A 26,539-nucleotide genomic window follows, 5' to 3' on the forward strand; every position below is an offset into this window, starting at 1 on the left:
TTAACGTGCATTTCACGGCGCGCGACAGCGCAGCGACGAAGACCAACTGATCGAGTGAGGACGTGCGGCATGACGAACCCCGATCCCGGCCCGGTTGTCCAGCGGATCCTGATCGGCGCCGAGCTGCGGGCGGCGCGGGAGACCAGGAACGTCACCTCGGGTGCGGCCACCGAGGCGCTGGGGTGGTACTCCGGGAAGCTGTCGAAGATCGAGCAGGGCGACATGCCGATCAGCGACAAGGACCTGGCCAAAGTCGTCGCCCTGCTCGACATCGACGACACGCGGGTCGACGCGCTGCGGAGCCTCGCCACCGAGGCGCGGCGCAAGCTGCCGCCGAACAGGGTTCCTGGCTGGGCCGCGAAGTACGTACACCTCTTCCACGCCGCGAAGGAGGTGCGGGTGTGGAACGGCGACACGTTTCCGGGCACCGTGCAGACGGTCGACTACGCGCGGGCGACCCTGGCCCAAGCCGTGAAGGTCGCGGCGACCGAAGTCGACCGGATGGCCGAGGACCGAGCCAAGCGGGTCGAGCGGATCATGGCCGCCGACCGCCCCCGGCTGTGGGTCGCGGTGGGCGAGGAAGCGTTGCACCGGGAGGTCGGTGGACGGGCGACGCTGCGCGCTCAGCTCGAGCACGTGCGGAAGATCGCCGAGCTGCCGAACATCACCATCCAGGTCGTCCCGTTCGCCGGTGGCGCGCATGCCTCGCACGGTGTGTCGTTCTCGATCACCACGTTGATCGAAGGTCGGCATGGCGTGGTCTACCTGGAGGGCCTGAGCGGCTCGGACTACCTCGGCCGCGAGCACGTTGGCGTCTACACGTTGACTTTCGACCATTTGATGGCTGCGGCACTGAGCCCGCGCGAGACAATGGCACTGCTCGACCGTCGGATCGCCGAGTTGTAGGAGGGCGCGGAAACATGCACGACCCTGTCCCCACCGATGCACGCTGGCGCAGGTCGACCCGCAGTGGTGGCGGTGAGAACTGTGTGGAGCTGGCTCAGGGCCCCACCTGGGCGGCCGTGCGCGACAGCAAGAACGCCACCGGCCCCGTGCTCACCGCCGACCTCGCGGCGCTGCTCCGAGCTGTGCAGGCCGACCGCCTGCGGTGACCCTCTAGGATCCAGGCGTGCGGCGGGTGTTGTGGGGAGTCCTGGTCGCGGCGGTTCTCGCCGGTTGTACCGGGCAGGCCCCGCGGGCGCTTCCGCCACGCGCCGCCGCGCCCAGTTCGGAGCCGCCCGCTGCCGCCGAGTGCACCGCCGACGGCGTGGCGTTCTCGTTGGGCGGGGCCGACGCCGCCATGGGCGTGCGGGTGCTGAACGTCGAGATCGTCAACTGCGGCGCCGAGCCGGTCACCGTCGACGGCTACCCGAGCCTGCGCCTGTTCGACGGTGAGCAGGAGGACCCGCTGGCCGTGCGGGTGACGCACGGGTCCTCGGCCGTCGCGACCGTGCCGGCGCTGGACGTCCCGCCGACGCCGGTGACCCTCGCGCCGGGCGAGTCCGCGTGGGCCGGCCTGGTGTGGCGGAACCTGGTCACGGACGCGACCGTCCCGGCCACCACCGCGGTCGCCCTCGACGTCGCCCTGAGCCAGGGAACGGACTGGCACCAGGTGCCCCTGCACCCGACCACCATCGACCTGGGCAACACCGACACGATCGGCCTCGGCCCGTGGCAGCGTCTCGACCAGGAGCGGACCGACCGCCCGGGCGAGGCCCCGAACCCGACCGCACCGCCGTCGAACGACCCCCGGGACCGCACCTAGACAGCCGAGGAGGCAGGGGTTGGCTCGGGAGTTCGCACTCCGCCGGCACGCCACGTTCGAGCCGGTGGCCGACGGTGACGTCCTGGTCTCCGCCGGCTACCTCACCGACGACGGCCGGTTCGTCGTGCGCCGACAGGACCAGCTGAGCGGACTGCTCGGCCGGGGAAGGCTCCGCACGATCGCCGGACGCGGGGACACCCTGCACGTACTCGCCGGCACGACGCACTACCAGGTCGACCTGGCTAGCCTGTTGCCTGGGCGAGGGTGACGCCGAAGCGGGACTCCGCGTCGGTCCACCACTCGCGGAGGGCGAAGCCGGCGTCGGCGAGTTCGGCGGCTACCCGGTCGCGGCGGAACTTGGCGGAGACCTCGGTGCGCAGCTCCTCCCCTTCGGCGAACGACACCGTCAGGCCGACGACCGGGACCCGCACCTCCATCGCCCTGGTCGCGCGGAGGCGCATCTCGACCCACTCCTGTTCGTAGTCCCACAGGGCCACGTGCTCGAACGCGGTCGGGTCGAAGTTCGCGGCCAGTTCGCGGTTCAGCACGTGCAGGACGTTGCGGTTGAACTCCGCGGTCACACCCGCCGCGTCGTCGTAGGCGCGGACCAGGACGTGCGGGTCCTTCACCAGATCCGTACCCAGCAGCAACCACTCGCCGTCGTCGAGGGTGTCGCGGATCGACGCCAGGAACTTCGCGCGTTCGTCGGGCACCAGGTTGCCGAGCGTGCCGCCGAGGAACGCGACCAGGCGTGGCGCGGAGCCGGGTAGCAGGGCCAGGTGTTGGGTGAAGTCGCCGACGACGCCGTGCACGACCACCGGGTCGTAGGCGGCGGCGAGGGTGGCGGCGGCGTCGGCGAGCGCGGTCTCGGACACGTCGAGGGTGACGATCTCGCGCAGGGTCGGCCGAACCGCGTCGAGCAGGAGCCTGGTCTTCTCGGACGATCCGGAGCCCAGTTCGACCACGGTGCGGGCGCCGGTCAGCGCGGCGATCTCCTCGGCGCGCTCGGCCAGGATCTCGCGCTCGGCCCTGGTCGGGTAGTACTCGGGCAGGCGGGTGATCCGCTCGAACAGTTCGCTGCCCCGGGCGTCGTAGAACCACTTGGGCGGCAAGGTCTTCGGCGCCCCGGTCAGTCCTGTTCGGACATCGGAGCGCAGGCCGCGGACGATGTCGTCGGGAGTCAGGTGCACGGTCAGGTCGAAGGTCACGGTTCTCCGATCGGCGTGATGTCCACTGTGGACGAGGTAGTGACGACGAGGTGACGGTCGGGGACCTCGCGCCAGGACGGGTGGTCGTCGTAGGGCTCGGAGGCGACGGCGACGCCTTCCGGCGAGCGGCGTACCCAGAGCGCGTGGGTCCAGGCGGTGCCGACGACCGTGTGGCCGTCGGTCAGCAGCAGGTTCAGCCGGGAGCCGGGCGCGGCCGCCTCGACGGCGAGGACGAGCGACGACACCGCGTCGGCCGGCTTGTCCCCGGCGTCGAGGCGGTGCCGCAGCAGCGCCCAGAGCAGCGCGGAGTCGGTCGGCGCGTCCATGGTCAGCAGCGACTCCACCGGCAGCGTCGACGCGAGCGGGACCACCGACGACGGCCAGCCGCGCACCACGCCGTTGTGGCTGAACAGCCACGGGCCCCTGGCGAACGGCGCGGCGGCGGTCTCCACCACGGGCATGCCGACGGTGGCCGAGCGGACCGCCGCGAGCACCCCGCCCGACGACACCTCGGTCGCCAGGCGGGGCAGTGCGGTGTCGGTCCACATCGGAACCGCGCGGCGGAGCAGGGCCGGCTCGGCGGAGGAGCCGGTGTACCAGCCGATGCCGAAGCCGTCGGCGTTCACCGTGCCGCCGCCGCGCATGTCGCGGGGCGCCCAGGACTGGCACAGCAGCGAGTGCCCGGGGTTGAGCAGCAGGTCGGCCAGTGGAACCGGCTCCCCGAGGTAGGCGAGGTGTCGGCACACGCCTACGTCCGCTCCGCCACATTGGTCGCTTCGCTCATCCGCTCAGTCACCGTCTTCCCTCGTCGCGACGGTGACCGCTCCTTGGCTCCGCTCCGCGATCGACACGTCCCGCGCGCAGCGGAAGCCGGCGAAGATCTGGCGGCGGATCGGGTGGTCCCAGTTGCGGAACGTGGCCCGCGCCGCCACCGGGTCGGTGCCGAACGAGCCGCCGCGCAGCATCCGGTAGTCGCCGCCGAAGAAGACCTCCGAGTACTCCCGGTACGGGAACGCCTCGAAGCCCGGGTAGCCGTGGAAGCCCGTGTCCAGCCACTCCCAGACGTCGCCGACGAGCTGGTGCACGCCGGCCGGCGACGCTCCCGCCGGGTAGGCGCCGACCGGCGCGGGCGACAGGTGCCGCTGGCCGAGGTTCGCGTGCTCCGGCCCGGGATCCTCGTCGCCCCACGGGAACCGGCGGGACCGGCCGGTCGCCGGGTCGAAGCGGGCGGCCTTCTCCCACTCCGGCTCGGTCGGCAACCGTTTGCCGGCCCACGCCGCGTACGCCGCCGCCTCGTGGAAGCACACGTGCACCACCGGTTCGTCCGGCGGGATCGGCTCCACCACGCCGAACCGCCGCCGCAGCCAGCGGTCGCCGTCGCGCAGCCAGAACCGGGGCGCGGTGAGGTCGGCCTTGACCCGGTACGCCCAACCCTCCGGCGACCACCAGCGCGGGTCGTCGTAGCCGCCGCCGTCGACGAACGCCTGGTACGCGGCGTTGGTGACCGGCGCGGCGTCGATGACGAACGCGTCGACGTGCACGTCGTGGGCCGGGCGTTCGTTGTCCAGCGCCCACGGGTCGATCGAGGTGCCCATGGTGAACGGGCCGGCCGGGATCAGCACCTCGGCGGTCGGCAGGGCGCGGCCGGGCGGCGGGGGCGGCGCGTGCAGCACCGGGGCGCCCCTGCGCAGCTGGTGGGTGGCGAGCATGGTCTCGTCGTGCTGCTGCTCGTGCTGGACGATCATGCCGAACGCGAAGCCCCCCGCCTCCAGCCGGCGGCCCTCCAGCGGGCTGCGGTCGAGCACGTCGAGGACCTTGTCCCGGACCTCGCGGACGTAGCCGCGGGCCTCCGTCGGCGACAGCAGCGGCAGCGCCGGGCGGTCGGCCCGAGGGTGCTGGAACGCGTCGTACAGGTCGTCGATGTCGTGGCGGACCGGCTCGCGGCCGCCGACGTCGCGGACCAGCCAGAGTTCCTCCTGGTTGCCGATGTGCGCGAGGTCCCAGACCAGCGGCGACATCAGCTTCGAGTGCTGGCGCACAAGGTCGCCGTCGTCCACGGCGTCGGTGAGCGCGACGCTGCGGGCCCGCGCCCGGTCCAGCTCGTCGGCCACCCGGGTGCGGAGTTGCTCGGTGGTGGTCATCGGACGCTCCTCTCGTGGAGGCGGTCGAGGTCGGCGAGGACTGCCCCGGTCAGGTCGTGACCGAGGCCCAGGCCGGGCAGGGCGCGGGCGCCCAGGTCGAGGACGGCCGCGGCGGCGGTGGCGAGCGCGCGGTCGGCCAGGCCGTCGCGGGCCGCGGGCAGCCACCGGTCGCCGACCGGCAGGCAGGCGTCGAGCACGGCGTCGACCGTGCGCGGGGTGGACAGCAGCGCGAGGAGCAGCGCGACCGGCGTGAGCCAGGCGTCGCCGGGCTGGGCGTCGAGGTAGCGCACCTCCAGGTACCCGTGCGGACGGACCGGCGGGAACATCGTGGACAGGTGGTAGTCGAGGTCGTCGGCGGTCGGGCCGCTCGGCAGCGCGCCGGCGAGCCAGTCGGCGAAGGTCACGCCGGGGGTGGCCCAGTCGTCGCCGTCGTCGCGGACGCACAGGACGGGTGTGTCGAGCACGCGCCGCGCCCAGTCGGCGGCCGGGTCGGCGACGATCCGGGACGGCGAGCTGCGTGGCGGGTCGGTGCCGAGGACGGCCCGCATCCGCGCCGAGGCCCAGCCGTCGCCGGGTGAGTTGGCGAACGCGGCCACCAGCACCGGCCCGAGCGCGGACACCGCGGTCCAGCGGGCGGCGGCCGTGTCGGGTTCGCCGGTGTCCAGGCAGACCTGCAGGCCGGCGGTGGCACACATCATCGTGCGTCCGTGCGGGCCGATCGGCTCGAACACCCGCTCCATGGCGACGTAGCGCGGGGTGTTCAGCAGGCGACGCGGCGGACGGTGCCGGTCGGTGGCGTGGTCGCCGAGGACGAGTCCGGCATCGGAGAGCAGCCCGGTGAGGTACGCCAGGTCGGCCTGGACGGCGTCGACGAGCCGGCGGAGCGTGGGCTGGGGAAGGGTGGAGATCTCGACCTGGCCGCCGGGTTCGAGGGAGAGCGGCGAGCCGGCCGGAAGGGGGACTTCTGGGCTTTCGGGGTTCAGCGTGCGCGGGGTGTGCGGCCCCAGGGCGTCGGCCAGCCGCCGCGCGTCGAGCGGCCGGCGGGGGTCGTCGGCGTGGTGCACGATCCACTCCAGTTCGACCCCGGTGAGCCGTGGCGGGCCGTGCTTGAAGCAGACCGAGGCGACGTAGGCCTCGGCCTCCACGCGGTCCCGCAGCCGGCGCCTGGCCGACTCGATGATCCGCGGATTGCTTGGGGACTGGGACAAAGCGGGCATGGTCGCGCCTCCCCTCAGGTCGCGATCGACGCTACCCGCGCCCACCGACAATCGCGTGCCGGAGAATGCAGACCGTACGTACGGATTGCATAGACGACCGGCGGCTGGGACGATCATCTGATGCCACGGGTCAGCCAGGACCACCTCGACGCGCGTCGCCACCAGATCCTCGACGGCGCGCGCGTGTGTTTCGCCCGGCACGGGTACGAGGGCGCGACGGTCCGCCGGCTGGAGGAGGCTACCGGCCTGTCCCGGGGCGCGATCTTCCACCACTTCCGGGACAAGGAGTCGCTGTTCCTCGCCCTCGCCGAGGACGACGCGCACCGGATGGCCGACGTGGTCGCCCGGGAGGGCCTGGTGCAGGTGATGCGCGACCTGCTGGCCACCCCCGACGGCGCCGACTGGCTGGGCAGCCGGCTGGAGCTGTCCCGCAGGCTGCGCACCGACCCGGAGTTCCGCGCCCGCTGGGCCGAGCGGTCCGAGCGGCTCACCGTCGCCACCCGGCAACGCCTGCTGCGCCAGCGCGAGGCCGGCAACCTGCGCGACGACATCGACGTGAGCGTGCTCACGGCGTACCTGGAGCTGGTGCTCGAAGGCCTGGTGTCGCACCTGGCCATGGGTCTGCCCGCGGACGACCTGGAACCCGTGCTCGACCTCGTCGAGTCGTCGGTGCGGCGCGCGGGACCGCGGTCGTAGGCGCATCCTGGACCCATGGATCTTCTCGATTCGCACGGCCACGCCATGGACGTGTTCGACCGGGCGGTGCACAAGGTGGGGATCAGCGACTGGGACTCCCCCACCCCGTGCACCGACTGGGACGTGAAGGAGCTGGTCAACCACATCGTCGGCGAGCAGCTGTGGGTGCCGGACCTGCTGGCGGGCCGGACGATCGCCGAGGTCGGGGACAAGTTCGACGGCGACGTGCTGAACGACGACCCGATCGGCACCTGGACCGCCGCGTCCCAGGCCGCCCGCGCCGCGTGGCTGGAGCCAGGCGCGCTGGACCGGACCGTGCACCTGAGCTTCGGCGACACCGAGGCCCGCGAGTACGGCTGGCAGATGACCATCGACCTCGCCGTGCACGGCTGGGACCTGGCGACGGCGCTCGGCTCGGACGCCGGCATGGGCGACGAGCTGGCCACCGCACTGCTCGCCTACATCGAGCCGCAGCTCGACGCCATGCAAGGCAGCGGCATCTTCGCCGCCCCGGTCCCGGTGCCGGACGACGCCGAGCCGCAGGACCGGCTGGTGGCCGCGCTCGGCCGCCGACCATGACCCGCTGACCCACGATGACCGACGTGCTCCTCGAGGTTCTCGGTGTCCTGGCGGTCGTCGCGCTGACACTCGGCACCGCGGTGTTCGTCGCGGCCGAGTTCTCGCTGACCGCGCTGGAGCGCAGCCAGGTCGACAGCGACCTGCGGCGGGTCGGCGACGCCCGGTCCAGGCACGTGCACCGGGCGCACCAGACGTTGTCGTTCCAGCTGTCCGGCGCGCAGGTCGGCATTACGATCACCACGCTGACCATGGGATACATCGCCGAGCCGATCATCGCCGGCTGGGTAGCGCCCGTGCTGTCGGCGTTGTCCGTGCCCGCGTCGGCCGCGGTGCCGGTCGCGCTGGTCGTGGCGCTGCTGCTGGCGAACGTGATCAGCATGCTGTTCGGCGAGCTGGTGCCGAAGAACCTGGCGATCGCGCGGCCGCTGCCCACCGCGCGGATGGTCGCGGGCTGGCAGGTGCGGTTCTCGGCGGTGCTGCGCTGGTTCATCGCGCTGCTGAACGCCTGGGCGAACTGGCTGGTGCGCCGCCTGGGCGTGGAGCCGGCCGACGAGCTGGCGTCGGCCCGGTCACCGCAGGAACTCGGCTCGCTGGTCCGCACCAGCGCCGAGCACGGCACGATCGACGAGGGCACGGCGGCGCTGCTGAACCGGTCGCTGCGCTTCGGTGAGCGGACCGCGGCGGAGCTGATGACCCCGCGCGTGCAGGTGGAGTCGCTGCCGACCGACGCGACGGTGACCGACCTGATCGAGCTGACCAGGCGCACTGGTGTCTCCCGCTTCCCGGTGCACGAGGGCGACCTGGACGTGGTGCGCGGCGTCGTGCACGTCAAGCAGGCGTTCAACGTGCCGGCGGCTCGCCGCGCCACGACGAAGGTGAACACCCTGATGCGCCCGGTGCAGACGGTCCCGGAGAGCCTGGACGGCGACGTGCTGCTGGACCGGCTGCGCAGCTCCGGTCTTCAACTGGCGGTGGTCGTCGACGAGTACGGCGGCACGGCCGGCCTGGTCACCCTGGAGGACCTGGTCGAGGAGATCGTCGGCGACGTCCGCGACGAACACGACCGCGGCGAGGTCAACCCGGTTCGCCCGCTCGGCCGGGACAGCTGGATGGTGTCCGGCCTGCTGCGCGACGACGAACTGGCCGACGCGACCGGGTTCCGGATGCCGGAGGGCGACTACGAGACCCTCGCGGGTCTGGTGCTGACCCGGCTCGGCCGCATCCCCGAGGTCAACGACGAGGTCCGGGTGGAGGGCTGGCGGATCACCGTGATGCGGATGGACCGGCACCGGGTGGCCGAGCTGCGGGTGGCGAAGATCCCCGAGGTGGTGACGCCGGTATGAGCGGTGGGGTGGCGATCCCGATCGCGGTGCTCCTGCTGGCCGCGAACGCGTTCTTCGTCGGCGCCGAGTTCGCGATCGTGTCGGCGCGCCGCGACCGGCTGGAGGCGCTGGTCGAGAGCGGCGTGGACCGGGCGCGGGTGGTGATCCGCGCCGCCGAGAACACGTCGCTGATGATGGCCGGCGCGCAGCTGGGCATCACCCTGTGCACGATCGGCCTTGGCGCGCTCGGCGAGCCGACGGTGGCGCACTTCCTGGAACTGGCGCTGCACCCGCTGGGGCTGCCCGCGGCGGTGCTGCACGCGGTGGCGTTCGCGGTCGCGCTGGTGTTCGTGTCGATCCTGCACATCGTGCTGGGCGAGATGGTCACCAAGAACATCGCGATCGCCGCCCCGGAGCGCACCGCGGTGTGGCTGACCCCCGTACTGGTCGGCTGGGTCACCGTGGTCCGCCCGGTGATCAGCCTGCTCAACCTGGCCGCGAACGGCGTCCTGCGCCTGCTCAGGGTCGAGCCGAAGGACGAGATCGAGAGCGCGCACACGCCGGAGGAGCTGGCGACCCTGATCGCCGACTCGCGGGCCGAGGGTCTGCTGGACCAGGCCGAGCACCGGCGGCTCACCCAGACGTTGTCGTCGGCGGAGCGGACGGTGGCCGACGTGCTGGTGCCACTGGAACGGGTGCAGACCGTGCCCCACCCCCCGACGGTGGGCGACGTCGAAGCGGCGGTGGCCAGGACCGGCTTCTCCCGCTACCCGGTACGCATGCCGAACGGCCGCCTGAACGGGTACCTGCACGTGAAGGACGTTCTCGACCAGGCGGACGCGGACCCGAGCACGCCGGTCCCGTACCACCGAATACGCGGCCTGCCGGAGATCCCCGCTGACTCGCGGCTGGACGAGGCACTGGCCGCCCTACGCCGCGCCCGCAGCCACGTGGCGAAGGCGGTGGCCGAGGACCGCACCGTGCTGGGCGTGGTGGCGCTGGAGGACCTGGTCGAGGAGTACGTCGGCACGGTCCGGGACGCGACCCACACGGACCCGTCGACGTGAAGGGTCTCGGCAGATCTGTTGGTCGACTGTCCGCGATTCTGTTAGTGCTCTATCAGAATCGCCGAGGCCAGGTCGCCCTGACCGGCGATCTGCTCACGTTCCAGTGAGCACTGCTCGCCGGCGGGCTCTTCCGCTCGCCGGAACTGCTCACCGAACGACGGAACCGGCTGCGCAACGTCCCCGTCCTGCGCTACGGACTGGGAACCATGTTCTTCACGGTCACGCTCGTCGGCCACTCGGGAGCGACCGGGACGTGGCTGTTCCACTGCCCCGAACTCGACCTGCACCTTGCGGGCACGGTCGACCAGACCGACGGGCGGGCCGTCCCGTTCCGGTCATGGCGCGGTGCGTGCATCTCTGGCGCGTATGGTCGGGAGCATGATCGCGTGCGAGGAGTGCGGCGCGAGCGGCCGGCTGGGGAGCTGTACCGAGCTGTTCGGTGCCCTGCTGGCGCTCGACCACGAACGCCGGCAGCCGTGGGGACGGTTCCACGGGCTGAACGTCGCCTGCTTCCAGCTGCAGCACCCGTCGGCCACCACGGTCTCGGCGGTCGGTGGGCAGTGGCAGGTCGTCAACACGTTCCTGGCCGGCGGACTGACGGCGATCCAGGACCTCCAGACCCGGTGGGTGCGCTCGAACCGGCGCGGCGCGCGCCCGTGGCCGGCGGCCGACTCGGTACCGGCCCGGTCGGCGCCGCCGACGGTGACGATCGAGGACGTCTCGGTCGACGGCACGTTCCCGGCTTCCGGTTACGAGGAACGGATGCACGCCTGGGCGAAGTCCGTCGCGGCCGAGCGGGTCACCGCCTGACCGTCCACGTACGGTGCTGGGGATGGAGGACTGGCAGGCGCGGCGGGACGCGCACGTCGAGCGGGTGCGGCGGTGGACCGAACCGCTGCGCGAGCGGCGTGCCAGGGGCGAGGCGCACCCGGTGCTGGACTTCCTGTTCTCGTACTACTCGTACCGCCCGTCGAAGCTGCTGCGCTGGCATCCCGGGCCGGGGGTGGTGCTGGACGGAGCCGAGGAGTACCTGCGCTGGCCCGCGTACCGGAAGGTGCCGGACGGGGTGACGCTCGGACCGCTGCCGGACGCGCGGCGGGAGTCGGTCGAGTTCATCCACACGCTGCTGACCGCGACGGCGGCACGGGCGCCCCGGTTCGGGTGCTTCGGCCTGCACGAGTGGGCGATGGTCTACCGAACCGACGCGGTCCGGCACGAGGCGTGGCCGCTGCGGCTGGGGGTCGACGAGACCGACCGGGTGGTGGAGTCGCTGCCGGTGCGGTGCACGCACTTCGACGCGTTCCGGTTCTTCACGCCCGCGGCCCGGCCGTTGAACGCGACCGAGCTGACGCGGGCGGACCAGGTGGCGTTCGAGCAGCCGGGCTGCCTGCACGTCGGGATGGATCTGTACAAGTGGGCGTACAAGCTCGACCCGTTCACCCCGTCGGAGCTGGTGGCGGACTGTTTCGAGCTGGCGCACGACATCCGGGAGCTGGACATGTGCGCGAGCCCCTACGACCTGCGGGCGCTGGGCTACGCTCCGGTGGAGATCGAGACGGCGGCCGGGCGGGCGGAGTACGCGCGCCGGCAGGCGGCGTTCAGCGAGCGCGCGGCGCCGCTGCGGGCGCGGCTGGTCTCGTTGTGCGCGGAGCTCTTGGAGGGTTGATGCGGCAGGTCTGGGGTGTGCTGGTGGTGCTGCTGGTGCTGGCGGGCTGCACCACCGAACGCGTGGGCGGCCGCCCGGACCGCACCGAGGCGCCGAAGGGCGCGTTCGACCTGGCGGTGCCGATCGAGCTGGCCCGGGTCTCCCCCACCGAGACGCCCACCGACCTGCCCGACCCCGAGGGCGTCACCCTGTTCCTCGACGAGCCGTTCCTGACGGTCACCCGCCTCGAACACGCGGAAGTCCAGTCACAGCAAGGCAACTGGGGCCTGCTGATCAAACTGACCGAGGACGACGGCGAGGTGTTCGGCGAGTGGACCGAGGCCCACGTCGGCGAGCGGGTGGCGATGGTCGTGGACGGCGAGATCGCGTCGGCGCCGCAGATCGCCCAGGGCATCCTCGGCGGGGAGGTCGTCATCTCCGGCGACTACACCCAGACCGAGGCGCAAGCCCTGCTGAACAAGATCACCGGCCGCTGACGCCCGTCCGATCAACGGTTCGTGACACGTCGGTGAGGGCGCTGCGGCAGACTGGCCGGCATGACATCTCCGCAGTACCTGCCCAGGTTCTTCATCCGGCAGAGGATCACCGTCATGGTCAACCGGTACGAGATCCACGCGGCGAACCCGGACGGCAGCGAGGGCCAGCTGCTCGCCTTCGCGGAGCAGAAGCGGATGAAGCTGCGTGAGCAGGTCGACTTCTTCACCGACCAGTCCCGCAACCACCGGCTGTTCGGTTTCCAGGCCAGGCAGCGGCTCGACGTGCACGCCGAGCACGACGTGACCGACGAGAACGGCACGCCGCTCGGGTACTTCCGCAAGGACTTCGCCAAGAGCCTGTTGAACTCGACGTGGCACCTGTCCGGCCCCGGTTTCGACGCGGTCGGGCAGGAGCGCAACAAGGTCATCGCCATTCTGCGGCGGATCTGGTCGGCCATCCCGTACCTGGGCGACATCTGGGTCCCGTTCGTCTTCCACTTCGACTTCGTCGACAACGAGACCGGCCAGCCGGTGCTGTCCAGCGAGCGGCGCCGGGCGATCCGGGACAAGTACACGGTCACCGTGCACGACCAGCGCATCGACTTCCGCGTCGCCGCCAGCATGGCCGTCGCCCTGGACGCACTGCAGTCGCGATGACGCGACCCGACGTGGACAGCGGTTGGGACCGCATCGAGGCGTGGTTGCGGATCAACGCGCCGACCACCGAGGAGCACCTCGGCGGACCGGCGCGCACGGACGAGATGGCGCGCATAACGTCGTTGGTGGGCGGACCTTTGCCCGACGACCTGGTCGCGTGGTGGCGCCGATCGTGCGGGACGACCAGCCCGTTGGCCGCCCGGCTGCTGAACGGGCACACGCCGTACTCGATCATCGAGGCGGTGGACCGGCGCTCGATGATGCTGGACGTCGCGGGGCCCGACGACGCTGCCCTCGCGGCCGAGCCGGCGGGCTCCCCGTGTTGGAACTGGCTGCCGATGTGGGTGCCCATCGGCGGCGACACCGGCGGTGACCTGCTGTTCGTCGACCTGCGGCCCGGCCAGGAGCACGGCTGCGTCATGCGGTGGTACGAGACCGAGTTCGCCACCGAGGACCCGGTGTGGCCCGACGTCGCCACCATGCTGGCGGAGATCGCCGACGCGCTCGAACACGGCACGCCCGTCCACGGTGCTCACCCGAAGGTCGTCGACGACGGCACGCTCCACTGGGCCTGAGCCAGAACGCGGCCGGTTCGTGCCAGGAGGGCTGGTGTGCCCTGTTCGCCCGGTAGCTTCCGAGCGGACTGGTACACAGTGGACTCCGAAGGACGGGCTGATGACGGTAGCCGGCCAGGACACGTTCGACTTCAACCCCATGGTCGGCCCGGACCGGCAGGACCCGCACCTGTTCTACCGGGCGGCCAGGGAACGGCCGGTGACGCTGAGCCCGTCGATCGGCGCGTACCTGGTGAGCCGCAACGCCGACGTGCGCACGGTGCTCGACGACCCGGACACGTTCTCCTCCGTGGTGGCGCTGCCCAGGATCTACGACAACCCGCCGGAGGTCGTGGCCGAGCTGAAGGCCGGCGACGTGCCGGAGACCCCGATGATCGTGAACGAGGACGGACCGGGGCACCGGCGGAACCGCGCGCTGTTCGAAGCCGGGATCAGCGGCGCCCGCGTGCGTTCGCTGGTCCCGCTGATGCGAGAGCGCGCGGCCGAACTCGTCGACGGGTTCGGCGGCGGGACCGCCGACCTGGTCGGTGAGTACGCCATCCCCTACGTGCAGACGATCATCAACGCGCTGATCGGCTTCCCGCCGGAGGACAACGACCGGATCCAGACCTGGACCGACCACGTCAACCTGCTGTGGAACCCGCTCGCGCCGCTCGACGCCCGGATCGAGGCCGCGCGCGGAATGGGTGACTACACCCGCTACCTGCAGGCGCACATCGACGACCGCCGCGCGCACCCGCGCGACGACCTGATCTCCACGCTCGTGCACGGCGCCAACGGGCTGCCCGCCCTGTCCGACGACTACGTGCACAACATCATCCGCGCCGGCGCCCGAGTGGCCGGTTTCGACACCACCCGCGACGCGATCACGGCGACGGTTCTCGTCGCGCTGCGGAACCCGGACGTCCGGACCAGGATCGCCGACGACCCGACCCGGACGATCATGAAGGTGATCGAGGAGGCCCTGCGGCGGGACGCGCCGCACCGTGGGCTGTTCCGGATCACCACGCGCGAGGTCGAGCTGGGTGGCGCGGTGTTGCCCCAGGGATCGGTGCTGCTCCTGCTGTTCGGCTCGGCGAACCGGGACGAGACCGTGTTCCCCGACCCGGACGCGGTGCGACTGGACCGGCCGAACGTCCACGATCACGTGGCGTTCGGCAGCGGCCTGCACGTCTGCCCCGGCGCGCCGCTGGCGCGGGCCGAGATCAGGGTCGCCGTGCAGACGCTGTTCGAGCGGTTACCCGAGCTGAGCCTGGCCGACGGGTACGAGCCGACCTACATCGCGAGCTACTTCTTCCGCGGCCTGGAGTCGCTGAAGGTGAGTTGGTAGGTCAGTTCGTGCTCAGGAACCTGCGCCAGGTGGTCGGACTGAACTCCAACATGCCACCGGCCCGATCCTTGGTGTCCCGCACCAGAACCGCATCGACGGACTGGGCAACCTCCACGCAGTCGGTGCCGTTGCCTCCCGTGAAGCTCGACTTACGCCAGCTCAGCCCGACCTCCACGCAGTTGCCGCCGTTGCCTCCACTGCGGCTGGACTTGCGCCACTTCACGACGCGATCCGTTGCTTCCACTGCCGCGTACCCTCCTCGATGAGATCCAGGGACTCGCCGCCGGAGAACGCGTCCGTCCGGATCGTGTCGAAGACTACCGCCATCGTCTCCACCATTGCCGGGTCCTGCACCGTCTGGCCTCCCAGCACGCTCTCCAAATATGCCACCGTCGGCTGTCTGGCCAGCTCCGCGATGACGAAGGCGCCAACGAGCCCGGCGTGTGCCCGTGCGGCGGAGAGCACCTGAATGGTGATACGGGGCCGTCGGGCGAACTCGGCCAACTTCAGCAGTTGCGCTGCCATCACCTCGGGGCCGCCGACTTCTCGATGTAGCACCTGCTCGTCGATGACCGCCCACAGCCATGGTGGCTCTTCGGTATCCAGTACGACCTGGCGGCCCATCTTCGCCGTCACACGCGCGGCCACCTCGTCCCTTGTCAGGCCTGGGTATCCCTCGACCAGAGTCCTGGCGTAGTCCTCGGTCTGCAGCAGGCCAGGGACGAGTGTGTGCTCGAACGTCTTTAGCGTGCGCGCTTCGGCCTCGGCTGCCACGAACGGGCGGAACCCCGGGGCGATCGGGGCGGCGCGGATCCGGGCTTCCAAGCGCCCCAGGCTGCCCGCCGTGTCGAGGGCTTCGTCCAGGAGGGTCGCCTGTTCGCGGGTCGGCACGCGGTAGCCGGTCTCGATGTTCTTCACCGTGGACTGGCTGAACCCGATCCGTCTGGCCAACTCGTCCTGGGTGAGGCCGCGCTTGTCCCGCAGCGCACGTACTTCCTCGGCGATCAGCTGCCGCTCCACATCGCCACCAGGCACCATCTCGCCCCCAAGGGTCACAAAAGTCACGTTCTCGCCCGGCTCAGCACAACCACCGTTGACGTAGTGCGCATGCTACGTCACTCACCGCATGATCCATGACCATGAACACGAAGGAGTACAAGTACGTGTTGCTCATGGTCGGGCGTAACCCCTTCCTCAACACGACTGTCACCACCGAGGACGTCAAGGGCACCGAAACGGAGCTGACCACCGCCCTGCGCCCCTGGCTGCTCGCCTACCTCAGGAACGGATTCCACGACAACGGCTGGTACTCCGCCTGCCTGGTCGCCCCCGACGAGCACGGGTCCTACGACACCTACCACTCCCTCGCGATGGAGGACATCATCTGGTACTGGGACGAGGAATGCGCCCCACTCTCCCAGCTCGCGAAGTGATCACATGCCCAAGATCAAGCGCGACCTGATCCGCACCTGGCTCGAGGACCACAACTGGTCGATCGCCCGCCTGGCCAAGGAATGCAGCGCGATCGGCGAGGACACCATCCCCGAAGGCACCCTGCGCAACGTCGTCAACGGCATCGAGCCGATGCGCCCAGGACGCATCAAGGTCATCTGCAAAGTCCTCGCCAAGTACGGCGACGGCATCCCGTACGACCGCCTGATCGCTCCGCAGGTCGGGGAGCCAGGCGCCACAGCGCGTCGATCGGCAGGACCCTGATCTTCCTTGGGCGCAAAGTGCTGGATACGTCGTTCGCGTATTGCGGGCTAGATTCACCGCGTTTTGTCGAATAGGCACGCTCCGTGCATCCTCTCGTGCAGCGGAACGCCGCGTCCAGGGTGGTGCACCTGCTCAGCTCGTTTCGCGTCGTGCTGCTCGGCGGAGCCAGGCAGACCGGCAAGACGACGCTGGTTCGCGAGCTGATCGAGCTGCCGGGCCGGGCCTCGGTTGGTTGGTGGTCATCTGGACGGTATTGCCGTGGTCATCTGGACGGTTCAGACCAGTTCGAGGCCGCCGTCGAGGGTGAGGGTCTGGCCGGTGAGCCAGGTGGACGCCGGATCGGCGAGGTGCAGGATCCAGGTGGCCACCTCTTCGGGTTCGCCGCGGCGGCCCAGGGGGATCTTGTCTGCTTCCTCCTGCTTGATCTGGTCGACCACGGCGGCGGACAGTCCGGCGGCGGTGAGGGCTTCGCTCTCGGTGGGGCCGGGGGCCAGTGCGTTGACCCTGATCCGGTCGGGGGCCAGTTCCAGGGCCCAGCTTCGGGTGAGGTGTTCCAGGGCGCTCTTGCTGGCGGCGTAGTGCGCGGCGTTGGGCAGGGGGCGGTGCCCGTACGTACTGGACACGTTCACGATCGAACCGCGGGTCCGGCGCAGGTGCGGCAGCGCGGCCGCGGCGAGCAGGCTGGGGGCGGTCACGTTGAGGCTGAACAGCTCGTCGATGCGGGACGCGCTCGCCTCGGCCAGCGGCATGACAGCGGTGGCGCCGGCGTTGTTCACCAGGACGTCCACCGCTCCCCACCTGTCGACGGCCGCTCGGACGACGGCCTCCGGCGCGCCGTCGGCACGGAGGTCCGCGGCCAGCACGGCGATGCCCGGGCACTGGCCGGCGGTGGCGTCCAGCGCTTCCCGACGACGACCGACGCCCAGGACGCGCGCGCCCGCGCGGGCGAAGGCGATCGTGGCGGCGCGGCCGATGCCGGAACCCGCTCCGGTGACGACCACGACGCGGTCGGCGAACTCAGCCATGGGCACCCCTTGTTCGATGATCGTAGAACATCGAACAAGGTAACATGGGCGGCATGAGGCAGGCGCGGCATCCGGACGTCACCGAGCTGACCCTCGTCTCGGTGCTGACGGCGCTGAGCGACCCCATCAGGGTCGGGGTGGTCCGGGTGCTGTCCGACGGCCGGGAACGCGGCTGGGGCGAACTGCGGGCGCCGGTGGCGAAGTCGACCCTCAGCCATCACCTGCGAGTCCTGCGGGACGCCGGGATCACCCGCACCCGCCAGGAGGGCACGCGGTGTTACGTCACGCTGCGCCGGGACGATGTCGAGGCGCGGTTTCCCGGGCTGCTCGACGTGGTGCTGGCCGCGGCCCACGCGGACGACGTCGGGCGGCAGGTGGAACTGGGCGCCGGCGCTTCCTAGCGACGCCGGCGCCCGGAGCGGGTCAGGACTGGTACGCCTCGATCGGCGGGCAGGAGCAGACCAGGTTGCGGTCGCCCTTCGCGCCGTCGATGCGGCGGACCGGGGGCCAGACCTTCGGGCCGGCCGAGCCGGTCGGGTACACGGCCTCCTCGCGGCTGTACGCGTGGTCCCACTTGCCGGCGATCGACTCGGCCGTGTGCGGGGCGCCGACCAGGGGGTTGTCGTCTGCGGGCCAGTCACCGGCTCCCACGCGGTCGATCTCGCGGCGGATCGCGATCATCGCGTCGCAGAAGCGGTCCAGCTCGGCCAGGTCCTCGCTCTCGGTCGGCTCGACCATCAGGGTGCCGGCCACCGGGAACGACATCGTAGGGGCGTGCAGGCCGTAGTCCGCGAGGCGCTTGGCGACGTCGTCGACGGTGACGCCGGTGGACTTGGTGATGCCGCGCAGGTCCAGGATGCACTCGTGGGCGACGCGGCCGCGGGCGCCGGTGTAGAGGACCGGGTAGTGGTCGGCGAGGCGGGCGGCGACGTAGTTCGCGGCGGCCACCGCGGTCATGGTGGCTCGGCGGAGTCCGGGGGCGCCCATCATGCGGACGTACGCCCAGGAGATGGGGAGGATCGACGCGCTCCCCCACGGCGCTGCGCTGATGGGGCCCACGCCGGTCTTCGGGCCCGCGGCCGGCTGGAGCGGGTGGTTGGGCAGGAACGGGGCCAGGTGCTCGCGGACCCCGATCGGGCCGACGCCGGGGCCACCGCCGCCGTGCGGGATGCAGAACGTCTTGTGCAGGTTCAGGTGCGACACGTCGGCGCCGAACTTGCCGAAGCGCGCCAGGCCGATCAGGGCGTTCAGGTTCGCGCCGTCCACGTAGACCTGGCCGCCCGCGTCGTGCACCAGAGCACACACGTCGCGGACGGTGTCCTCGTAGACACCGTGTGTGGACGGGTAGGTGATCATGATGCAGGACAGGTCGTCCCGGTGCTCGTCCACAGTGGAGCGCAGGTGGTCGAGGTCGACGTTTCCGTTGTCGTCACAGCGAACCACGACGACCTTCATGCCGGCCATCGCGGCGCTGGCGGCGTTCGTGCCGTGCGCGCTCGCGGGGATCAGGCAGACGTTGCGGGCGCCCTCGCCGCGGTCGCGGTGGTAGGCGCGGATCGCGAGCAGGCCGGCGAACTCGCCCTGGCTGCCGGCGTTCGGCTGCAGGCTGACGGCGTCGTAGCCGGTGACCTCGGCCAGCCAACCCTCCAGGTCGGACACCACGCGCAGGATGCCGGTCGCGTCGGACGCCGGGGCGAACGGGTGCAGCTCGGCGAACGCGGGCCAGGTGATGGGCTCCATCTCGGCCGTGGAGTTGAGCTTCATGGTGCACGAGCCGAGCGGGATCATGCTGCGGTCGAGGGCGACGTCCTTGTCGGACAGTGCCCGCAGGTAGCGCAGCAGCGCGGTCTCCGAGCGGTGGGTGGCGAACACCGGGTGCGTCAGGTACTCCGACGTGCGCTCCAGTGTGGACGGGAAGGCGTCCGGTGTGGACGCGTCCAGCTCGTCGACGTCGGTGCCGTCCGGGATCCCGAACGCGGCCCAGAGCTTCTTCACGTGCGCACGGGTGGTGGTCTCGTCGCAGGCCAGGGACACGCGGTCGGCGGAGACCTGGCGGATGTTGATGCCCCGGTCCCGCGCGTTCGCCACGACCTCGGCGGCGCGACCCGGAACCTCGACGGTGAGGGTGTCGAAGAAGTGCTCGTGCACGACCGTCACTCCCCCGGCGCGCAGGCCGGCGGCGAGCACGGCGGCCATCCGGTGGGTGCGGGTGCCGATCGCGCGCAGGCCGTCGGGGCCGTGGTAGACGGCGTACATCGACGCCACGATCGCGAGCAGGACCTGGGCGGTGCAGATGTTGCTGGTGGCCTTCTCGCGGCGGATGTGCTGCTCACGGGTCTGCAGCGCGAGCCGGTACGCGCGGTTGCCGTCGGCGTCGACGCTCACCCCGACCAGGCGACCGGGCAGCTGGCGCTCCAGGCCCTTGCGGACGGCGAGGTAGCCGGCGTGCGGGCCGCCGAAGCCCATCGGCACGCCGAAGCGCTGCGTGCTGCCGGCGACGACGTCGGCGCCGAGCTCGCCGGGCGGGCGCAGCAGGGTCAGCGCGAGGATGTCGGCGGCGACCACGACCTGGGCACCCCGCTCGTGCGCGGCGGCGACCAGGGCCTCGTGGTCGCGGACCGCGCCGGACGCGCCGGGGTAGGACAGCAGCACGCCGAAGAAGTCGCCGTCGGGCAGGCCGGCGGACAGGTCGGCGACCTCGACCTCGATGCCGAGCGGCTCGGCGCGGGTCTCGATCACGGCGATCGTCTGCGGGAAGGTGTCGGCGTCGACCAGGAACCGGTTCGACTTGGCCTTGCCGCCCCGGCGGACCAGCGTCATCGCCTCGGCGGCGGCGGTGGACTCGTCGAGCATGGACGCGTTCGCCAGCTCCATGCCGGTCAGGTCGGCGACCATGGTCTGGAAGTTCAGCAGGGCCTCGAGCCTGCCCTGCGAGATCTCCGGCTGGTACGGGGTGTACGCGGTGTACCAGGCGGGGCTCTCCAGCACGTTGCGGCGGATGACCGGCGGGGTCAGGGTGCCGTAGTAGCCGAGGCCGATCATCTGGGTGTGCACCTGGTTGCGCCCGGCCAGCTCGCGCAGCTCGGCCAGCGAGGCGTGCTCGGGGACGGCCGGCGGCAGGTTCATCGCGGTGTCGTCGTCGCGGATGGCGGACGGGACGGCCTGGTCGGCCAGTTCCTCGAGGGAGCCGACGCCGATGACGTCGAGCATCCTGGCCAGCTCGGCCGGGCGGGGGCCGATGTGCCGGTCGGCGAACTGGGTGCCGTCCTCGAGCGCGGCGAGGGGGATGCGGTCCATGGGTCGCCTCCGGGAGGGTGTGGGCAGAGCGGTTTCCGGCCCTCCCCCTCTGTCCCCGCACGCTACCGCGCGCGCCTGAGAGCTTCGTCCACGCGAGGTGGACTTTCACCTTCGGCGGGGTGGATTCCCACCCGCTTTCCAGAGGCGTCTCGCCCGTGCGGTTCGGGTGCCTGAGAGGTTCCGGGGAGGAGTTGCTCCTTCGGCGCCGAGCGTGCCGTCGCCAGCGGCTCGGTCTCTCCCGCGCGGGATCAGCGACGTTCGTGCGTGAGCTTACCCCGCGTTGCGTGCCTTGCGGCGCGCGGTCAGTTCGTCCTCGGTGACCGGTTCGACCACACCGCCGTCGGCGCGCTCCGCCGGGAACTCGTGGATCGTCCCGTTGATCTCCTGCATGGCGCCGGAGACGGCGATGCCGAACACGCCCTGGCCGCCCTGCAGCAGGTCGACGATCTCCTCTGGTGAGGTGCACTCGTAGACCGTGGTGCCGTCGCTGAACAGGGTGATCCTGGCCAGGTCCCGGACGCCGCGACGGCGCAGGTGGTCGACCGCGACCCGGATGTTCTGCAGCGAGACCCCGGTGTCCAGCAGCCGCTTGACCACCTTGAGCACCAGGATGTCCTTGAACGAGTACAGCCGCTGCGAGCCCGAACCGTGCGCGCTGCGGATGCTCGGTGCGACCAGCCCGGTGCGGGCCCAGTAGTCCAGCTGGCGGTAGGTGATGCCGGCGATCTGACACGCGGCGGTGCCGCGGTAGCCGACAAGCTCGTCGGGCGCCGACTCGTCAGGGAAGAGCTCTCCCTGCTCACCGGTGACGGCCTCGACGGGACCTTCCTCGACCACGCCTGCCTCCGCTCTCCAACTGCCCGCGAGTAACCCGCGAGGGTCGGGGAGTAAATGACACCCTCGCGATTCGCTCAGCTTCGACGGTAGGTCGGGCGGGGGTGGTGGTCAACGCGACGCGCGGGGACGCCGCTCACCAACCACCTGAACTGAAGGAAAGCCGCTCACCGGACCAACAGAACCCCAGGGGACCGTGACGCAACGCGACCACTACCCACGCTGGGTCCACCACCAGCGCCGGAACGCAACCACCGCATAAAAATCCGGGGAGGCGGCTATGTGTCGGCGCCGCGGAAGTCTTCTGGGGAGACCGAGTCGAGGAACTCGCGGAACTTCTCGACCTCGTCCTCCTGCTCGTCCGGGATGATCAGGCCGGCTTCCTGCAGGACGGAGTCCTCGGCGTGGATCGGCACGCCGATGCGCAGCGCCAGGGCCACCGAGTCGCTCGGCCTGGCCGAGACCCGCACGTCGCCGTCGAACACCAGCTCCGCGAAGAAGGTGCCTTCCCGCAGGTCGGTGATGCGGACCTGCTCCAGGTCGCGACCGAGTGCTCCGATCACGTCCTTGAGCAGGTCGTGGGTCAACGGACGGGCCGGTCGGACACCCTGCTGTTCCAGGGCGATCGCGGTGGCCTCCACCGAGCCGATCCAGATGGGGAGGTAGCGCTCACCGTCGGTCTCGCGCAGCAGCAGGATCGGTTGGTTCGCGGGTAGTTCCACCCGCACGCCCACGACGCGCATCTCGCTCATCGGGTTCGCCTCCCTTCGCTCGCTCAGCGAGGACACCCCACCTTCGAGCATCGCTCATCGCTGGCCTCGACGCTACCCGCCATCCGGTCCCGATGCTCGTGCAATCCGGTAGCGATCCGCGTCACGATGCGAAAACACCTCGTTACGGACCAGACGGCTGACCGACACCTTACCGCCCCGGAATCCGGCGCAATCCGGCCTTCACGAGCAGCGTGTGCAGCCCTACCGACAGCGACGCCAGCTCGTGGGCCGCCTCGTCCGCGCGGCGCCTGGCGTCCTCGCCGTGCTGGCGGACCATCGGCGCGAGGACCTGCTCGAGCAGGCCGACCTCGCGGTCCGCCGCGGCCCGGAACGCGCGCAGGTGGCGGGGCTCGATGCCGTAGCCGGCGAACTCCTTGGCCGTCCGCGCGACCTCGGCGGAGTCGGTGTCGTAGAAGCCGTCCGGGCCAGGGCGGACCAGCCCGTACTGTTCGAGCTCGGCGAGGGTGGCCGCGTCGATGTCGGCCTGGTCGAGCAGCTCCTCGCGGGTGAGCCGGCGAGCGGGCTCGTCGGCGAACTCGGTCGGGCTCGGCACGCAGGTCAGGGCCGGCCGGGCCGGCGGCTCGGACTCGCCTCGGTCGGCGGCGTCGAGCTGCTCCCGGATCACCTTCAGCGGGAGGTAGTGGTCGCGCTGCGCGGCCAGGACGAACCGCAGCCTGGCCACGTCGGCCTGGGTGAACTGGCGGTAGCCGGACGCCGTGCGGGCCGGCCGGACCAGGCCTTCCGACTCGAGGAAGCGGATCTTGGAGATGGTGACGTCCGGGAACTCGGAACGAAGCCGGCCGAGCACGGCTCCGATGCTCAGCCCCTCACCCCGTGGCCGACCCGCAGCCGTCACGCCCGACTCCCCCCGAAGGTCTCAGGAGGCGTTCGGGCCGGTCAGGAAGACCAGACGGAACTTGCCGATCTGCACCTCGTCGCCGCCCGCGAGGACGGCCTGGTCGACCGGCTCCCGGTTGACGTAGGTGCCGTTCAGGCTGCCGACGTCGATGACGACGAACTCGCCGCCCTCGCGCCGGAACTCCGCGTGCCGGCGGGAGACGGTGACGTCGTCGAGGAAGATGTCACTGTCCGGGTGTCGGCCGGCGCTGGTGGTGTCCCGGTCGAGCAGGAAGCGCGAGCCCGCGTTGGGGCCGCGCTTGACCACCAGCAGCGCCGATCCGGCCGGCAGCGCGTCGACGCCGGCGACCGCCGGCTCCGGCGCGGGGGCGCTCTGCTCCGACTCGGCGAGGAAGTCTGCCCGGAAGACCGAGGTCCGCTCCGGAGACTGCTCCGGCGGGACGCCGGGCCCGTCGTTGGTGCTCACCTGAGCTCTCCTCCTGCTGGTGCTGACTCCTACGGTGCAAACGTACCGTGCGCGATCAGCAGGCTGGACGGTGACTCCCCGTCAGTCGTTCTGGGTCAGCTCCTGGTAGGCCTTCGCGTCGAGCAGGGCGTCGAGCGCGTTCGGGTCGCTGGGGGTCAGCTCGACGATCCAGCCCTCGCCGTACGGCTCGCTGTTGATCAGCTCGGGGGTGTCGTCCAGGGCGTTGTTGACGGCGGTGATCTCCCCCGCGACCGGCGCGAAGATCTCCGAGACGCTCTTGGTCGACTCGACCTCGCCGATCGGGTCGCCGGCGTTCACCGTGCGCCCGACCTCGGGCAGTTCGACGAAGACGACGTCGCCGAGCTGGCCCTGCGCGTAGTCGGTGATGCCGAGGCGCACGGTCTCGGCCTGGGCGGCCAGCCACTCGTGCTCTTCGGTGTACTTGAGGTCCTCCGGCGTCGTCACTGGTCCGTCCTTCACGCTCTGCCCGATGTGTCGGCGGTGAGCTTAGATGCAGATCCCAACGCGGCGCGCGTCTGGACCAGGTAGAGCAGGCCGGACCAGACGAACAGGGCGCCGCCCCAGATGGCGAAGGCGTAGGCGACCGGGCGGGCGATGGTGGCGAAGTCCGAGCCGCCCTGGGCGAGCAGCAGCAGGGGCATGGCGTAGAGCAGGTTGAAGGTGGCCGCCTTGCCGATGTAGGTGACCTCCGGGGTGCCGAACCCACGCCGGCCGAGCAGCCAGATGCACACGCCGACCATCAGGTCCCGGCCGACGAGGATCGCCGCGATCCACCACGGGATGATGTCGCGCACGACGAACGCGACCACCGTGGCCAGCGTGTAGAGCCGGTCGGCGGCGGGGTCGAGCACGGCGCCGTAGCGGCTGGTCTGGTCGAACAGGCGGGCGATCTTGCCGTCGGCCCAGTCGGAGACGCCGGCGTAGACCAGGATCGCGAGCGCCCAGCCGTCGGCCTTCGGGCCGAGCAGCAGCCAGAGGAACACCGGGACCAGCGCGAGCCGGATGACGCTCAGCAGGTTGGGGACGGTCCACAGCCGGTCGGGCAGTTCCTCGACGTCGTCGGTCGCCGCCGGCCGCACACGCTCCTCCACCATGCCCGCGAGACTAGCCGTCCGCCAGTGCGATGGAGGGGGCCTTCAGCGCACTTCAGCGGAGGTCGTCGTCACGGTATTCGCCGGGGACGGGGGCCGAGGGATCGGCGTGGACCTCGTCCTCCCGGCCGCGCAGCTCGACGCGGCGGATCTTGCCGGAGATGGTCTTCGGCAGGTCGGCGAACTCGAGGCGGCGAATCCGCTTGTACGGGGCGAGGTGTTCACGGGCGAAGGCCAGGATCGAGCGCGCGGTCTCGGCGTTCGGCTCGTGGCCGGCGGCCAGCACGACGTAGGCCTTGGGCACCGCGAGCCGGATCGGGTCCGGCGACGGGACCACGGCGGCCTCGGCCACCGCGTCGTGCTCGATCAGCACGCTCTCCAGCTCGAACGGGGAGATGCGGTAGTCGGAGGCCTTGAACACGTCGTCCGCGCGGCCGACGTAGGTGATGTAGCCGTCCGCGTCGCGGGAGCCGACGTCGCCGGTGTGGTAGAAGCCGCCGCGCATGGCCTCGGCGGTGCGCCCCTCGTCGTCGGCGTAGCCGGTCATCAGGCCGACCGGGCGGCGGGACAGGTCGACGCAGATCTCACCCTCGTCGCTCGGCACGCCGTTCGCGTCGAGCAGCGCGATGCCGAACCCGGGCAGGGCGCGGCCCATCGAGCCCGGCTTGACCGGCTGGCCTGGGGTGTTCGCCACCTGCACCGAGGTCTCGGTCTGCCCGAAACCGTCCCGGATCGTGACCTTCCATGCCTCGGAAACCCGCTCGATCACCTCGGGGTTGAGCGGCTCCCCCGCGCCGACGACCTTCGCCGGCGGGGTGCGCAGCTGGGCGAGGTCGGCCTGGATCAGCATCCGCCAGACGGTCGGCGGCGCGCAGAACGAGGTCACCCCGCAGCGGTCCATCTGGGACATCAGCGCGACGGCGTCGAAGCGGGTGTAGTTGTGGATGAAGACGGTCGCCTCCGCGTTCCAGGGGGCGAACACGTTGCTCCACGCGTGTTTCGCCCAGCCGGGCGAGGAGATGTTGAGGTGCACGTCGCCGGGTTCGAGGCCGATCCAGTACATGGTGGACAGATGGCCGACCGGGTAGGAGACGTGCGTGTGCCGGACCAGCTTGGGCTGGGCGGTGGTGCCGGAGGTGAAGTAGAGCAGCAGGGTGTCGTCGGCGTTGGTGGTGCCGTCGGGGACGAAGTCGGCGGCGGCGCCGTCGGAGTCGGCGAAGGACAGCCAGCCGTCCACCCGTGACCCGACCGCGATCTTCGTGTACCCGCCCGGCACGTCGGCGAACTTCGGCGCGTCCTGGTCGCGCACCACGACGTGCGCGGCCCGGCCGCGGTCGACGCGGTCGCGCAGGTCCGCCGGGCCGAGCAGGGTGGACGCCGGGATCAGCACGACGCCGAGCTTCATCGCGGCGAGGATCGTCTCCCACAGCTCGCCCTGGTTGCCGAGCATCAGGATCAGCCGGTCGCCGCGGCGGACCCCGTTGGTGCGCAGCCAGTTGGCGACCTGGCTGGAGCGCCGGGACAGGTCGGCGAAGGTCCAGCGCGCCTCGGTCCCGTCCTCCTCGACGATCCACAGCGCGGGCCGGCTCGCGGTCGGCTCCTGGGCGGCGACGACGTCGAACCAGTCGAGCGCCCAGTTGAACTCGGTGAGGTTGGGCCACTCGAACTCCGCGCTGGCCCGCAGGTAGTCCTCGCGGTGCTCGAGCAGGAAGTCCCTGGCTGCCCGGAACGTGTCGGTCGCGCTGGTCACGGTGTTCTG

General features: G+C 71.2%; 32 protein-coding genes and 1 riboswitch. Of the genes, 17 read left to right on the forward strand and 15 right to left on the reverse strand.

Annotation, left to right across the window (positions count from 1 at the left end; all coding sequences use genetic code 11):
- The first annotated feature begins 69 nt into the window (after positions 1 to 69).
- Genes JT362_RS28715 through JT362_RS28730 form a run of 4 tightly spaced genes read left to right on the forward strand, consistent with a single transcriptional unit; the run spans position 70 to position 2,033 of the window.
- Complete coding sequence (locus JT362_RS28715) at positions 70 to 906, forward strand: helix-turn-helix domain-containing protein (protein ID WP_260194962.1); 837 nt, start codon at positions 70 to 72, stop codon at positions 904 to 906.
- A 14-nt stretch (positions 907 to 920) separates the two neighbouring features.
- A complete protein-coding gene (locus JT362_RS28720; RefSeq protein ID WP_260194963.1) occupies positions 921 to 1,112 on the forward strand; it encodes a DUF397 domain-containing protein in 192 nt (63 codons plus the stop codon).
- A 17-nt stretch (positions 1,113 to 1,129) separates the two neighbouring features.
- Positions 1,130 to 1,765, forward strand: a complete 636-nt coding sequence (locus JT362_RS28725; protein ID WP_260194964.1) for a DUF4232 domain-containing protein — start codon at positions 1,130 to 1,132, stop codon at positions 1,763 to 1,765.
- 19 nt (positions 1,766 to 1,784) lie between these two features.
- Positions 1,785 to 2,033 carry a hypothetical protein gene (locus tag JT362_RS28730; protein WP_260194965.1) on the forward strand — a complete coding sequence of 83 codons (249 nt, stop codon included), beginning with the start codon at positions 1,785 to 1,787 and terminating at the stop codon, positions 2,031 to 2,033.
- On the opposite strand, the gene egtD is transcribed toward JT362_RS28730, so the two are convergent.
- The 4 genes from egtD to JT362_RS28750 are packed head-to-tail and all read right to left on the reverse strand — an operon-like array spanning position 2,008 to position 6,331.
- Entirely contained in the window at positions 2,008 to 2,973 is a 966-nt protein-coding gene (gene egtD, locus JT362_RS28735) for an L-histidine N(alpha)-methyltransferase (RefSeq protein ID WP_260194966.1), read from the reverse strand. The genes JT362_RS28730 and egtD overlap by 26 nt on opposite strands.
- Positions 2,970 to 3,719 (reverse strand): ergothioneine biosynthesis protein EgtC, encoded by a 750-nt coding sequence (gene egtC / locus JT362_RS28740; RefSeq protein WP_260194967.1) that lies wholly within the window; start codon positions 3,717 to 3,719, stop codon positions 2,970 to 2,972. Before egtC ends, egtD begins: the two co-directional genes overlap by 4 nt.
- Positions 3,720 to 3,761: 42 nt before the next feature.
- Complete coding sequence (egtB, locus tag JT362_RS28745) at positions 3,762 to 5,114, reverse strand: ergothioneine biosynthesis protein EgtB (RefSeq protein ID WP_260194968.1); 1,353 nt, start codon at positions 5,112 to 5,114, stop codon at positions 3,762 to 3,764.
- Positions 5,111 to 6,331 carry a glutamate-cysteine ligase family protein gene (locus JT362_RS28750; RefSeq protein ID WP_260194969.1) on the reverse strand — a complete coding sequence of 407 codons (1,221 nt, stop codon included), beginning with the start codon at positions 6,329 to 6,331 and terminating at the stop codon, positions 5,111 to 5,113. The genes egtB and JT362_RS28750 overlap by 4 nt, the downstream gene beginning before the upstream one ends.
- A gap of 120 nt (positions 6,332 to 6,451) precedes the next feature.
- On the opposite strand from JT362_RS28750, the gene JT362_RS28755 reads away from it, so the two are divergent.
- The 10 genes from JT362_RS28755 (at position 6,452) to JT362_RS28800 (ending at position 14,699) form a co-directional block, all read left to right on the forward strand.
- On the forward strand, positions 6,452 to 7,027 hold the full coding sequence (locus JT362_RS28755) for a TetR/AcrR family transcriptional regulator (RefSeq protein ID WP_260194970.1): 576 nt from the start codon (positions 6,452 to 6,454) through the stop codon (positions 7,025 to 7,027).
- A gap of 15 nt (positions 7,028 to 7,042) precedes the next feature.
- Positions 7,043 to 7,606 (forward strand): TIGR03086 family metal-binding protein, encoded by a 564-nt coding sequence (locus tag JT362_RS28760; RefSeq protein WP_260194971.1) that lies wholly within the window; start codon positions 7,043 to 7,045, stop codon positions 7,604 to 7,606.
- Between the two features lie 14 nt (positions 7,607 to 7,620).
- Positions 7,621 to 8,949, forward strand: a complete 1,329-nt coding sequence (locus JT362_RS28765; protein ID WP_260194972.1) for a hemolysin family protein — start codon at positions 7,621 to 7,623, stop codon at positions 8,947 to 8,949.
- Positions 8,946 to 9,995 carry a hemolysin family protein gene (locus JT362_RS28770; RefSeq protein WP_260194973.1) on the forward strand — a complete coding sequence of 350 codons (1,050 nt, stop codon included), beginning with the start codon at positions 8,946 to 8,948 and terminating at the stop codon, positions 9,993 to 9,995. The genes JT362_RS28765 and JT362_RS28770 overlap by 4 nt, the downstream gene beginning before the upstream one ends.
- Positions 9,996 to 10,373: 378 nt before the next feature.
- Positions 10,374 to 10,805, forward strand: a complete 432-nt coding sequence (locus tag JT362_RS28775) for a DUF5946 family protein (protein WP_260194974.1) — start codon at positions 10,374 to 10,376, stop codon at positions 10,803 to 10,805.
- Positions 10,806 to 10,827: 22 nt separating this feature from the next.
- Entirely contained in the window at positions 10,828 to 11,661 is an 834-nt protein-coding gene (locus tag JT362_RS28780; RefSeq protein WP_260194975.1) for a 3-methyladenine DNA glycosylase, read from the forward strand.
- Entirely contained in the window at positions 11,661 to 12,137 is a 477-nt protein-coding gene (locus tag JT362_RS28785; protein ID WP_260194976.1) for a SecDF P1 head subdomain-containing protein, read from the forward strand. Before JT362_RS28780 ends, JT362_RS28785 begins: the two co-directional genes overlap by 1 nt.
- Positions 12,138 to 12,197: 60 nt before the next feature.
- Positions 12,198 to 12,794, forward strand: a complete 597-nt coding sequence (locus tag JT362_RS28790) for an LURP-one-related family protein (RefSeq protein ID WP_260194977.1) — start codon at positions 12,198 to 12,200, stop codon at positions 12,792 to 12,794.
- The gene (locus JT362_RS28795; RefSeq protein WP_260194978.1) at positions 12,791 to 13,369 is read left to right on the forward strand and encodes an SMI1/KNR4 family protein; all 579 of its coding nucleotides are present in this window, start codon (positions 12,791 to 12,793) and stop codon (positions 13,367 to 13,369) included. The genes JT362_RS28790 and JT362_RS28795 overlap by 4 nt, the downstream gene beginning before the upstream one ends.
- Positions 13,370 to 13,469: 100 nt before the next feature.
- Positions 13,470 to 14,699 (forward strand): cytochrome P450, encoded by a 1,230-nt coding sequence (locus tag JT362_RS28800; protein WP_260194979.1) that lies wholly within the window; start codon positions 13,470 to 13,472, stop codon positions 14,697 to 14,699.
- Between the two features lies 1 nt (position 14,700).
- On the opposite strand, the gene JT362_RS28805 is transcribed toward JT362_RS28800, so the two are convergent.
- Both JT362_RS28805 and JT362_RS28810 read right to left on the reverse strand, forming a co-directional pair.
- The gene (locus JT362_RS28805; RefSeq protein WP_260194980.1) at positions 14,701 to 14,922 is read right to left on the reverse strand and encodes a DUF397 domain-containing protein; all 222 of its coding nucleotides are present in this window, start codon (positions 14,920 to 14,922) and stop codon (positions 14,701 to 14,703) included.
- Positions 14,919 to 15,719: a helix-turn-helix domain-containing protein gene (locus tag JT362_RS28810; RefSeq protein ID WP_260194981.1), complete on the reverse strand. Its 801-nt coding sequence runs from the start codon at positions 15,717 to 15,719 to the stop codon at positions 14,919 to 14,921. Before JT362_RS28810 ends, JT362_RS28805 begins: the two co-directional genes overlap by 4 nt.
- Before the next feature lie 119 nt (positions 15,720 to 15,838).
- Between JT362_RS28810 and JT362_RS28815 the strand changes: the two genes are divergently transcribed.
- Both JT362_RS28815 and JT362_RS28820 read left to right on the forward strand, forming a co-directional pair.
- Positions 15,839 to 16,132 (forward strand): hypothetical protein, encoded by a 294-nt coding sequence (locus JT362_RS28815; protein WP_260194982.1) that lies wholly within the window; start codon positions 15,839 to 15,841, stop codon positions 16,130 to 16,132.
- 4 nt (positions 16,133 to 16,136) lie between these two features.
- Entirely contained in the window at positions 16,137 to 16,415 is a 279-nt protein-coding gene (locus tag JT362_RS28820; protein ID WP_260194983.1) for a hypothetical protein, read from the forward strand.
- Between the two features lie 275 nt (positions 16,416 to 16,690).
- Here JT362_RS28820 and JT362_RS28825 read toward each other — a convergent pair whose 3' ends face one another.
- Positions 16,691 to 17,440, reverse strand: coding sequence for an SDR family NAD(P)-dependent oxidoreductase (locus JT362_RS28825; RefSeq protein ID WP_260194984.1), 750 nt, complete (start codon positions 17,438 to 17,440; stop codon positions 16,691 to 16,693).
- Positions 17,441 to 17,493: 53 nt separating this feature from the next.
- On the opposite strand from JT362_RS28825, the gene JT362_RS28830 reads away from it, so the two are divergent.
- On the forward strand, positions 17,494 to 17,841 hold the full coding sequence (locus JT362_RS28830; protein WP_260194985.1) for an ArsR/SmtB family transcription factor: 348 nt from the start codon (positions 17,494 to 17,496) through the stop codon (positions 17,839 to 17,841).
- Positions 17,842 to 17,863: 22 nt separating this feature from the next.
- Here JT362_RS28830 and gcvP read toward each other — a convergent pair whose 3' ends face one another.
- From gcvP to JT362_RS28870, 8 genes are all read right to left on the reverse strand, one after another.
- Positions 17,864 to 20,737 carry an aminomethyl-transferring glycine dehydrogenase gene (gene gcvP, locus JT362_RS28835; protein WP_260194986.1) on the reverse strand — a complete coding sequence of 958 codons (2,874 nt, stop codon included), beginning with the start codon at positions 20,735 to 20,737 and terminating at the stop codon, positions 17,864 to 17,866.
- A gap of 148 nt (positions 20,738 to 20,885) precedes the next feature.
- Positions 20,886 to 20,988: riboswitch (glycine riboswitch) on the reverse strand.
- Positions 20,989 to 21,007: 19 nt separating this feature from the next.
- Positions 21,008 to 21,574 (reverse strand): MerR family transcriptional regulator, encoded by a 567-nt coding sequence (locus tag JT362_RS28840; RefSeq protein ID WP_260194987.1) that lies wholly within the window; start codon positions 21,572 to 21,574, stop codon positions 21,008 to 21,010.
- Between the two features lie 275 nt (positions 21,575 to 21,849).
- Positions 21,850 to 22,323 (reverse strand): bifunctional nuclease family protein, encoded by a 474-nt coding sequence (locus JT362_RS28845; protein ID WP_260194988.1) that lies wholly within the window; start codon positions 22,321 to 22,323, stop codon positions 21,850 to 21,852.
- Positions 22,324 to 22,492: 169 nt separating this feature from the next.
- Positions 22,493 to 23,200, reverse strand: coding sequence for a transcriptional regulator FtsR (gene ftsR / locus JT362_RS28850; protein WP_260194989.1), 708 nt, complete (start codon positions 23,198 to 23,200; stop codon positions 22,493 to 22,495).
- A 21-nt stretch (positions 23,201 to 23,221) separates the two neighbouring features.
- Positions 23,222 to 23,668 carry a glycogen accumulation regulator GarA gene (garA, locus tag JT362_RS28855; protein ID WP_260194990.1) on the reverse strand — a complete coding sequence of 149 codons (447 nt, stop codon included), beginning with the start codon at positions 23,666 to 23,668 and terminating at the stop codon, positions 23,222 to 23,224.
- Positions 23,669 to 23,749: 81 nt separating this feature from the next.
- Positions 23,750 to 24,133, reverse strand: a complete 384-nt coding sequence (gene gcvH, locus JT362_RS28860) for a glycine cleavage system protein GcvH (protein ID WP_260194991.1) — start codon at positions 24,131 to 24,133, stop codon at positions 23,750 to 23,752.
- An 11-nt stretch (positions 24,134 to 24,144) separates the two neighbouring features.
- Complete coding sequence (clsA, locus tag JT362_RS28865) at positions 24,145 to 24,783, reverse strand: cardiolipin synthase ClsA (protein WP_260194992.1); 639 nt, start codon at positions 24,781 to 24,783, stop codon at positions 24,145 to 24,147.
- 52 nt (positions 24,784 to 24,835) lie between these two features.
- Positions 24,836 to 26,530 carry an AMP-binding protein gene (locus tag JT362_RS28870; protein WP_260194993.1) on the reverse strand — a complete coding sequence of 565 codons (1,695 nt, stop codon included), beginning with the start codon at positions 26,528 to 26,530 and terminating at the stop codon, positions 24,836 to 24,838.
- Positions 26,531 to 26,539 lie beyond the last annotated feature (9 nt).

It is taken from the genome of Actinophytocola gossypii (assembly GCF_025165815.1).
Classification (GTDB): Bacteria; Actinomycetota; Actinomycetes; order Mycobacteriales; family Pseudonocardiaceae; genus Actinophytocola; species Actinophytocola gossypii.